Consider the following 9,548-nt stretch of genomic DNA (forward strand, 5'->3'; position numbering starts at 1 on the left):
CCGCTTTGCGCGGTTGCCACCGGCGAGTCAAGACATCGCGCTGCACAAGCCGCGCGCTCCCGCCGATCCCGCGATCAATAGCTGATTTTCGGCTCCAGCCGGCGTGCCTTTTCGATGAGCTGGCCGACCGACTTTTCTGACGGCAGGATGCGAACCAGCTGCCGCCGCGTGTTCACTTCCTTGATGTTCTGCGCGAGCCGGGCCGGATTGCGGTGCGCCAGCTCGCGCACCGTGGTGACACCCGCGGCGCGGACCAGGCAGACCTTGGCCTTGCCCATGCCGGGAATGCGCATGTAATCGGCGACGTTGGCCCAATCGAGCAGCTGCTGCTCGCTGATGCCGGTCTTGGCGGCGAGGGCCTTGCGGCCCTTCACGGTGCGGGCGGCTTCGAGGAACGCATCGGTGGTGCGAATGCCCAAGGCTTTCAGCTTGGCGGCATAGAAGGCCGTCATGCCTTCGAGTTCGGTGATCGGATATGTCATGATACTCGGCGCGCGAAGGTGCTTCAGTCGAAATGGTTCAGGCCCCGCGTGCCTAACCGTATCGTACCCAACCGGCCCGTTCCGAGTTGGTCGTCGCGAAACTCGGAAAGTTCAAGGACGGCCAGTCGTCGGCGGCGATGGACAGGTCGGAAAACCGACGGTGAGCCTGTGGGTTGCAGAGGACTTTGAGACGGAGACGTCTGGACTTGTCAGCCACGGCTCTATCGATGCCGGCCGTTCTGGCCAGCGGCTCAATCAGCTCGTTCATGTGAACCCCGTCGTCGTCCAGTCCCCCACGACCGGACGTCCTCGCTGTATTCATCTTGATCGGACGATTTGTGAATTACAAGCGACGAGCACGCTTGTTGCGCGAATCGATTCGCGATCGACGATGAACTGTTGCAGCGATGCAAGACCCGATGTTGCAACTTCGGACAAAACCTGCGCATCGCGCACACCGATGGTATGAAGAGCGCTTCGATCGGACAAGGAACTGAGGCACCCTGACGCTGGTTCCGACCTGCGAAACTAAAGTATGTTACGCTCTGCACCACGTGCGATGCGAAACAACATTCTTTGAAAGACGGATCACCATGGCACCATCCGGAAAATCTCTGGCAGATACCGACGACAAGATCCTCGTAGGTGCCGGCGAGCAGCCGGCCTGGTTGACGCTTGCACTCGCCAACCGCCATGGCCTCGTGACGGGAGCAACCGGCACCGGCAAGACCGTGTCGCTGCAGGTGATGGCCGAAGGTTTTGCGCGCGCCGGTGTTCCGGTCTTCGCGTCCGACATCAAGGGCGATCTCTCGGGCATCTCGCAGATCGGCGAGGCCAAGGACTTCATTGTCAAGCGCGCGAGCGAGCTCGGCCTCACCTATCAGCCGGATCAGTTCTCGACGGTATTTTGGGACGTGTTTGGCGAGCAAGGCCATCCGGTGCGGGCCACCGTGACCGAGATGGGACCGCTGCTGCTGGCTCGGATGCTGGATCTGAACGATGTGCAGGAAGGCGTGCTCAACGTCGCGTTCCGTGTCGCCGACGAGAACGGCCTTGCGCTGATCGATATGAAGGATCTGCGCGCGCTGCTCGATGCCATCATTCCGGATTCGAAGAAGGGCGCGGATGCGGAGGCAGATCCGCTGGCGCCGATCCGCAAGGCCGCGCAGTCGTTCGGCAACGTCACGCGCGCCACCGTCGGGACCATTCAGCGCCAGCTGCTGGTGCTCGAGAACCAGGGCGGCACGAAATTCTTCGGCGAGCCCGCGCTGTCGCTGCAGGACTTCATGAAGACCGACCGCGACGGTCGCGGCATGATCAACATCCTCGTCGCCGACAGGCTGCTGCAGAACCCGCGGCTCTACGCAACGTTCCTGTTGTGGATGCTGTCGGAGTTGTTCGAGGAGCTGCCGGAGGTCGGCGATGTCGCCAAGCCGAAGCTGGTGTTCTTCTTCGACGAGGCGCATCTGTTGTTCAACGACGCGCCGAAGGCGCTGATGGACAAGATCGAGCAGGTGGTGCGCCTGATCCGCTCGAAGGGTGTCGGCGTGTATTTCGTCACGCAGAACCCGCTCGACGTTCCCGATCGCGTGCTCGGACAATTGGGCAATCGCGTTCAGCATGCGCTCCGCGCGTTCACCCCGCGCGACCAGAAGGCCGTGGCTGCGGCCGCCGACACGTTCCGTCCCAATCCCAAGCTCGATACCGCCAAGGTGATCACGGAGCTCGGCAAGGGCGAGGCGCTGGTATCGTTCCTCGAAGGCAACGGCACGCCGGCGATGGTCGAGCGCGTGCTGATCCGGCCGCCGTCGGCGCGGATCGGGCCGATCACGCCGGATGAGCGCAAGGCGATCATCGCCGCTAGCCCGGTGAGGGGGAAGTACGACACCGAGATCGATGCGGAGTCCGCCTACGAACTGTTGCAGCAGCGGATCGCCGGAAAGGCGGCGACCACGGAAGGCTCGTCCGGCGGCGTGCTCGGCACGATCGGCAATCTTGCGGCGACGATCTTCGGCACCAACGTCAAGCGCGGCCAGCTGTCAACGACGCAGGTGATCGCGCGCAACGTCGCCCGCCAGGTGACCGACAAGGTCGTCGGCGGCATTGCGGCCGATCTCGGCAAGCAGGTCGGCGGCTCGCTGGGCGGCTCGATCGGCCGTTCCCTGGTGCGCGGCGCGCTCGGCGGATTGCTGCGGCGCTGAGCCATGCCGTCACGGGCAGCGTGATGCTCACGGCATCACGCTGGTCCGGACCGCGCAACGGGGCTACAAGCGATCCGACACGTCAATTGCGAAGGATCCGATGGCCATGGCCAATGCGCAGCTTCAATCCGTTCTCGATCACATCGATGCTGATTTCGACAACAGCCTGGACCGGCTGTTCCAGCTGATCCGCATCAAGTCGATCTCGGCCGATCCGGCCTTCACTGACGATTGCAAGCAGGCCGCCGATCATCTCGCCAAGGATCTCGCGACGCTTGGCTTCGCCACCGAGGTGCGTCCGACGGCCGGTCACCCAGCCGTGGTCGGCAAGAGCAACGGCCATGGCCCGGCCAAGCCTCATGTCCTGTTCTACGGCCATTACGACGTACAGCCGGTCGATCCGCTCGAACTGTGGCACCGTCCGCCGTTCGAGCCCGTGGTCACTGACCACGCCGACGGCCGCAAGATCATCGTCGCGCGCGGCGCCGAGGACGACAAGGGCCAGCTGATGACCTTCGTCGAGGCCTGCCGCGCCTGGAAGAAGGTGACGGGCTCGCTGCCGCTCGACATCACCGTGCTGATCGAGGGCGAGGAGGAGGTCGGCTCGAAGAACTTCGTGCCGTTCCTCGAGGAGAACAAGAGCGAGTTCAAGGCTGACTTCGCGCTGGTCTGCGACACCGGCATGTGGGACCCGAACACCCCGGCGATCACGACCTCGCTGCGCGGCCTGCTCTATGAAGAGATCAAGATCAAGGCCGCCAATCGCGACCTGCATTCCGGCGTGTTCGGCGGCGGCGCGCGCAATCCCATCCGCGTGCTGACCGAGGTGCTCGGCGGTCTGTTCGATGCCGATGGCCGCATCACCATCCCGGGTTTTTATGACGGAGTGAAGGATGTGCCGCCGGAGGTGCTGGAGCAGTGGAAGAAGCTGAACCTGACGCCGGAGAGCTTCCTTAAGCCGATTGGCCTTTCGATCCCGGCCGGCGAGAAGGACCGGCTGCTGATCGAGCAGATCTCGTCGCGGCCGACCTGCGACATCAATGGCATCTGGGGGGGCTATATCGGCGAAGGCTCCAAGACGGTGATCCCGTCGCTGGCGCATGCCAAGGTCTCGTTCCGCCTCGTCGAGGGCCAGGACCCGCTCAGGATTCGCAAGGCGTTCCGCGACTACGTGTCGGCGCGCATTCCCGGCGACTGCTCGGTGGAGTTCGGCGATCATTCGGCGGGCGCGGCGATCGCGCTGGATTGGACCATGAAGCCGCTCGCGGCGGCCAAGCAGGCGCTGACCGACGAGTGGGGCAGGGAGACCATCCTGATGGGCTCGGGCGCCTCGATCCCGATCGTCACCGACTTCAAGAAGACGCTCGGTCTCGACTCGCTGCTGGTCGGCTTTGGCCTCGACGACGACAACATCCATTCGCCGAACGAGAAGTACGACCTCAAGAGCTACCACAAGGGCATCCGCTCCTGGGCCCGCATCCTCGCCGCACTCGCCGAGATGCCGCGATAGGCGAGGGCGTCGCGCTTTCGAGCATGGCGACGGGAGAGTGAACGTCACTCTCTCCGTCATTCCGGGGCGCGCGGAACGCGCGAGCCCGGAATCCATACTCACGAAGCGAAGCATGAGGCACCAAACCGGCGGAAGCTCGCGTCCCACACCCGCCTATGGCTATGGATTCCGGGCTCATTCGCGCTGCGCGCGAATGCCCCGGAATGACGGCGGAGAGAGGTAACGAATTTCGCGCCGACGGCTCACGCCGCGCTGGCGACGGACTTCGCTGTCAGTTCGCCGCCGGTGATCTTGCGCAGGGCTGCGAGGTTGGCTTCGGCGGACGCCAACCGCCAGCATGATTTTCCGCTCGACTTCGCTTCGTACAGCGCCGCATCCGCTGCAAACAGCAGGGTGTCCGGATCGGTGCCGTGATCGGGCGCAGCGGCGATGCCGATGCTCATGCCGATGTTGACCTGCGCGCCGCCGGGCAGCGCGATCGGCGAGGTCATCACCTCGATGAGGCGCTCGCCGAGCGCCAGGACCTGATCGATTGCGGGCTCGTTTGCGACAACAACGAACTCGTCGCCGCCGATGCGGGCGATGACATCGGCGGGCGACACGACATCTCGCAACGTCCGGCCGACGATCTTGAGCAGCTCATCGCCGGCGGCATGACCGAAGGTGTCGTTGACCGGCTTGAAGCCGTCGAGATCGAGATACAGCACGGCGAAGCCTTGTCCGCCGGCTTTGCTGTCGAGCCGGCTCTGCAGCGCATCGATCAGACCGGCGCGGTTGGACAGGCCCGTGAGCGGATCGCGCCGCGCCTGCTCGTCGCTCTCGCGCTTGGCATGCATGACGGCGACGAGCATCTTGTTCAGGCGGAACGCGGCACCGGTCATGGCCAGGAAGTACACCGGCATCTGCAGATACATCGCGAACAACAGCGGCTCGTGCGACAGCGCGACGCCGGGGATCACCGGGCCGATGCTGCACAGGATCATCGTGCCGACGAGACGCGGCGCGCTGAAATTGCGGAAGCAGATGCCGCCGACCATGGCGGCCGAGGAGATGCAGGTCAGCGATGCCGCGATCCAGTCGCCCGATCCGAGGCTGATGCCGACGCCGAAGCCGACGCTGGCGCTCCAGGCCACCGACAGCAGGATATGGATGTCGGTCGGTGTGGAACGCCGCGCGCCGGCGCGCCGATAGGCGATGATCATGACGATCAGCCGCGACAGGCAGATCGCGACCTCCATCACGAACCAGCTGATGAAGAGCGCGGTCGGGGTACGCAGCGCCAGCGCAGCCGCGACGGCGACGGTGTTGATGGCGCCGCCGGCGAACACCGACCAGCAGCCATAGAGCTCGCCGACCAATGCGAGGCGGATGTCCGATGACACCGGATAACCCGGGTCCGCCAGCCAGCGCGTCACGCGCCAGCGTGGCAGACTGAAAGCCAGACCGTCACCCCGCATTTCAATACCTCCGCGGGGTTGCAATAGGCGCTACGACACTTAACAGGTCTTTAGGGAGGTATCGGCGTCTCGTTGCATGCTTGATGGACGGTAAAATTTGACTCGAATGGATGTCGTTCAGGCTGAGGATCGAAACGTCTTCAACCCGAGGTCCGCGTCCGCGCGCGCTCCTCGCCGATCGGAGCGACCTCGACCGTCGCATTGCCCAGCGCGCGGTCACGCTCGAACACGAGCCGCACGCGCTGGCCGACCGGCGTCAGGCCGATGAGGTTGCGCACCTGGGTCGCGCTGCGCACCGGCATGTCGTTGGCCTTGACGATCACGTCGCCCTTGCGCAGCCCGGCGCGCTCGGCGGGCGATCCCGTTGCGACTTCGGCGACGCGCGCGCCCACCACGCGGCCGTCCGCCGGCGAGTCCAGATCGAGCAGGGTGACGCCGATACGGCCACGATCGACGCGCCCGTTGGCGACCAGTTGCTCCATCACTCGGCGCGCCATGTTGACCGGCACGGCGAAGCCGATGCCGACATTGCCGCCGCCGGGTGAGATGATCGCGGTGTTGATGCCGACCAACTCGCCGCGCAGGTTGATCAGCGCGCCGCCGGAATTGCCGGGGTTGATCGCGGCATCGGTCTGGATGAAATCCTCGTAGCCCTGCTTGCCGAGACCGGTGCGGCCGAGCGCGCTGACGAGACCGGAGGTGACGGTCTGACCGAGGCCGAAGGGATTGCCGACCGCGATCACGAAGTCGCCAACCTCGAGCGCGTCGCTATCGCCGAGCGCGATCGCCTTGAGCTCTGTTGGGTCCTTGATTTGCAGCAGCGCGATGTCGGTGGCGGGATCGCGGCCGACCAGGCGGGCGGAGAATTTGCGGCCGTCCTTGGTGCGGATCTGGGCGCTGGTGACGTGCTCGACGACATGGTTGGCCGTCATCACGTAGCCGCGCTGCGCGTCGACGATGACGCCGGAGCCGGTGGCGCTGATCTGCTTCTCGACCTGTTTGGGCACGTCAAAGAAGTCGCGGAACAGCGGGTCCTGATACAGCGGATTGTCCTGCCTGACCTTGCCTTCGACGGAGATGTTGACAACGGCGGGCGTCACCTCCTTGACCAGCGGCGCCAGCGTCGGGACGCGGCCGAGCTTGAGATCGGGGATCTGCGCGAGGGCAGGGGCTGTCAGAAGGGAGAGGGAGAGCACGATGGCCGGCAGCAGGACCAAAGGCCGGACACAACGCAGAAGCTGCATCGCTTTTTCCTCGACGGAAGGGGACGGATTTTGGCGGTGGTCAAACTGGTCAGGACGGCTGCCCCGGTCAAGAGCGTCCTGGCAATCGTTCCCACCGAGCGCCAAAAATTTTTCGTGACCCTCTTGAACGAAAAGTTCGGCTTTCCTAGGTCGTTCGTCGCCCGGGGGCCTCATGGGACCCGAGGCTTATGACATCGCTGATCTGTAAAGGAGGATGTGCATGCATTTCCGTCCATTGCACGACCGCGTGCTCGTGCGCCGTATCGATGCCGAGGAGAAGACCAAGGGCGGCATCATCATTCCCGACACCGCCAAGGAGAAGCCGCAGGAGGGCGAGATCGTCGCCGCGGGCCCTGGCGCGCGGAACGAGCAGGGACAGCTGGTGCCGCTCGACGTCAAACCGGGGGACCGCGTGCTGTTCGGCAAGTGGTCGGGCACCGAGGTGAAGATCGACGGCAAGGATCTCCTGATCATGAAGGAGAGCGACCTGCTCGGCATCATCGATACGCCCGTCGCGGCAAAGAAGGCCGCGTAATCCCTCAGAACTGACAGTCATTGGAGAAAGGAGACGACGAACATGGCTGCCAAGGACGTGAAGTTTTCCACCGACGCGCGCGACCGCATGCTGCGCGGCGTCGACATCCTCGCCAATGCCGTGAAGGTCACGCTTGGGCCGAAGGGCCGCAACGTCGTGATCGAGAAATCGTTCGGCGCGCCGCGCATCACCAAGGACGGCGTGACGGTCGCCAAGGAGATCGAGCTGGAGGACAAGTTCGAGAACATGGGCGCGCAGATGGTGCGCGAAGTGGCCTCGAAGACCGCCGATCTCGCCGGCGACGGCACCACCACCGCGACGGTTCTCGCACAGGCCATCGTGAAGGAAGGTGCAAAGTCCGTCGCTGCCGGCATGAATCCGATGGATCTCAAGCGCGGCATCGACCTCGCGGTCGACGCGATCGTCAAGGATTTGAAGTCGCACGCCAAGAAGATCACCAGCAATGACGAGATCGCCCAGGTCGGCACCATCTCGGCCAATGGTGACAGCGAGATCGGCCGCTTCCTTGCCGAGGCCATGCAGAAGGTTGGCAATGAGGGCGTGATCACGGTGGAGGAGGCCAAGAGCCTCGACACCGAGCTCGAGGTGGTCGAAGGCATGCAGTTCGACCGCGGCTATGTCTCGCCGTATTTCGTCACCAACTCCGAGAAGATGCGGGTCGAGCTCGAGGATCCCTACATCCTGATCCACGAGAAGAAGCTGTCGGGCCTGCAGACCATGCTGCCGCTGCTCGAAGCCGTGGTGCAGTCCGGCAAGCCGCTCTTGATCGTCGCCGAGGACGTCGAGGGCGAGGCGCTGGCCACGCTCGTCGTCAACAAGCTGCGCGGCGGCCTGAAGATCGCGGCCGTGAAGGCGCCGGGCTTCGGCGATCGCCGCAAGGCGATGCTGGAGGACATCGCGATCCTCACCGGCGGCACCACGATCTCCGAGGATCTCGGCATCAAGCTGGAGAACGTGACGTTGTCGATGCTTGGCCGCGCCAAGAAGGTGGTGATCGATAAGGAAAACACCACCATCGTCGACGGCGCCGGCGCGAGGAAGGACATCGAGGCGCGCACGCAGCAGATCAGGCTGCAGATCGAGGAGAGCACCTCCGACTATGACCGCGAGAAGCTGCAGGAGCGCCTGGCCAAGCTCGCCGGCGGCGTCGCGGTGATCCGCGTCGGCGGCGCCACCGAGGTCGAGGTCAAGGAGCGCAAGGACCGCGTCGATGATGCGCTGCATGCCACGCGCGCCGCGGTGGAGGAGGGCATCCTGCCTGGCGGCGGCGTCGCGCTGCTGCGCGCGACCAAGGTGCTCGACGGCATCAAGACCGCCAACGCCGACCAGAAGGCCGGCGTCGAGATCGTCCGTCGCGCCATCCAGGTGCCGGTGCGACAGATCGTGCAGAACGCCGGCGACGACGGCTCCCTGGTGGTCGGCAAGCTCCTGGAGAAGGACACCTACAGCTGGGGTTTCAACGCCGCGACCGGGGAGTACCAGGATCTGGTACAGGCCGGCGTGATCGACCCGGCCAAGGTGGTCCGCACCGCGCTGCAGGATGCGGCCTCGGTCGCTTCGCTGCTGATCACCACCGAGGCGCTGGTGGCTGACAGGCCGAAGAAGGCCGAAGCTGCCGTCGCGCCGGCGATGGATTACTGATCGCTGTCAGCCGTGACGGGCTGTGCAAGCCGGCTCGTCACGGCCCCTCAAAAGAAAGTTAGTTGCTGGCCTCGCCGGCCGTGGATCGGCCACAACGGACAGCTATTAGTCAAAGCCACGACTGCAATTCGTCCAGAGCTGGCCACAATCGCCATGCGACCGGCTGGTGGGTGAACTGACGGTCGACGGGAGGTGCGGTTGGGCGCTGTCGCGCCGCCCGGTCTCAGTGCAGCGCGGAAGGCGTTTGCAGGGTCACCCATGCCTGCGTGGCAGTATAACCATCCGCCGCCGAACCCGACCTCCGTCATGGCGGTCGCCGATCCGCGGCGGCTGACACGGTTTCTCATCGAGAGCGAGCAGCGTGTGGTCGCACATTGCCAGGCCGTGCTGTCGCGCGGCGACATCGATCCGCGCGAGCGCGAGCGGCTGGTCAGCGTGTTGCGCGAGGCCACGATGC

8 protein-coding genes are annotated in these 9,548 nt (G+C 64.8%); 5 read left to right on the top strand and 3 right to left on the bottom strand.

Translation table 11 applies throughout. The annotated features are described in order from the left end of the window. Nucleotides 1-74: 74 nt before the first annotated feature. Nucleotides 75-482: a DUF4332 domain-containing protein gene (locus tag BRAO375_RS14055; protein ID WP_009028140.1), complete on the bottom strand. Its 408-nt coding sequence runs from the start codon at nt 480-482 to the stop codon at nt 75-77. Nucleotides 483-1,075: 593 nt separating this feature from the next. On the opposite strand from BRAO375_RS14055, the gene BRAO375_RS14060 reads away from it, so the two are divergent. Further along, nucleotides 1,076-2,683 carry a helicase HerA-like domain-containing protein gene (locus BRAO375_RS14060; RefSeq protein WP_009028142.1) on the top strand — a complete coding sequence of 536 codons (1,608 nt, stop codon included), beginning with the start codon at nt 1,076-1,078 and terminating at the stop codon, nt 2,681-2,683. Nucleotides 2,684-2,789: 106 nt separating this feature from the next. Next, nucleotides 2,790-4,193 (top strand): M20/M25/M40 family metallo-hydrolase, encoded by a 1,404-nt coding sequence (locus BRAO375_RS14065; protein ID WP_009028143.1) that lies wholly within the window; start codon nt 2,790-2,792, stop codon nt 4,191-4,193. A 242-nt stretch (nt 4,194-4,435) separates the two neighbouring features. On the opposite strand, the gene BRAO375_RS14070 is transcribed toward BRAO375_RS14065, so the two are convergent. Together BRAO375_RS14070 and BRAO375_RS14075 are read right to left on the bottom strand one after the other, a co-directional pair. Beyond that, a complete protein-coding gene (locus BRAO375_RS14070; protein ID WP_009028144.1) occupies nt 4,436-5,650 on the bottom strand; it encodes a GGDEF domain-containing protein in 1,215 nt (404 codons plus the stop codon). 140 nt (nt 5,651-5,790) lie between these two features. After that, nucleotides 5,791-6,894 (bottom strand): trypsin-like peptidase domain-containing protein, encoded by a 1,104-nt coding sequence (locus BRAO375_RS14075; RefSeq protein WP_009028145.1) that lies wholly within the window; start codon nt 6,892-6,894, stop codon nt 5,791-5,793. Between the two features lie 220 nt (nt 6,895-7,114). Here BRAO375_RS14075 and groES point away from each other — a divergent pair, with 220 nt between their 5' ends. From groES to BRAO375_RS14090, 3 genes are all read left to right on the top strand, one after another. After that, nucleotides 7,115-7,429, top strand: a complete 315-nt coding sequence (groES, locus tag BRAO375_RS14080) for a co-chaperone GroES (RefSeq protein ID WP_008961795.1) — start codon at nt 7,115-7,117, stop codon at nt 7,427-7,429. Nucleotides 7,430-7,471: 42 nt separating this feature from the next. Beyond that, complete coding sequence (gene groL, locus BRAO375_RS14085; protein ID WP_009028146.1) at nt 7,472-9,091, top strand: chaperonin GroEL; 1,620 nt, start codon at nt 7,472-7,474, stop codon at nt 9,089-9,091. A gap of 258 nt (nt 9,092-9,349) precedes the next feature. After that, nucleotides 9,350-9,548 (top strand): hypothetical protein (locus BRAO375_RS14090; RefSeq protein WP_035640262.1); only part of this gene is annotated, 199 nt, incomplete at its 3' end.

Source organism: Bradyrhizobium sp. ORS 375, assembly GCF_000239775.1.
Taxonomy (GTDB): domain Bacteria; phylum Pseudomonadota; class Alphaproteobacteria; order Rhizobiales; family Xanthobacteraceae; genus Bradyrhizobium.

Coding starts and splice junctions, on each gene's coding strand:
- BRAO375_RS14055 (WP_009028140.1), bottom strand. CDS start 482: ATGACATATCCGATCACCGAACTCGAAGGCATGACGGCCTTCTATGCC.
- BRAO375_RS14060 (WP_009028142.1), top strand. CDS start 1,076: ATGGCACCATCCGGAAAATCTCTGGCAGATACCGACGACAAGATCCTC.
- BRAO375_RS14065 (WP_009028143.1), top strand. CDS start 2,790: ATGGCCAATGCGCAGCTTCAATCCGTTCTCGATCACATCGATGCTGAT.
- BRAO375_RS14070 (WP_009028144.1), bottom strand. CDS start 5,650: ATGCGGGGTGACGGTCTGGCTTTCAGTCTGCCACGCTGGCGCGTGACG.
- BRAO375_RS14075 (WP_009028145.1), bottom strand. CDS start 6,894: ATGCAGCTTCTGCGTTGTGTCCGGCCTTTGGTCCTGCTGCCGGCCATC.
- groES (WP_008961795.1), top strand. CDS start 7,115: ATGCATTTCCGTCCATTGCACGACCGCGTGCTCGTGCGCCGTATCGAT.
- groL (WP_009028146.1), top strand. CDS start 7,472: ATGGCTGCCAAGGACGTGAAGTTTTCCACCGACGCGCGCGACCGCATG.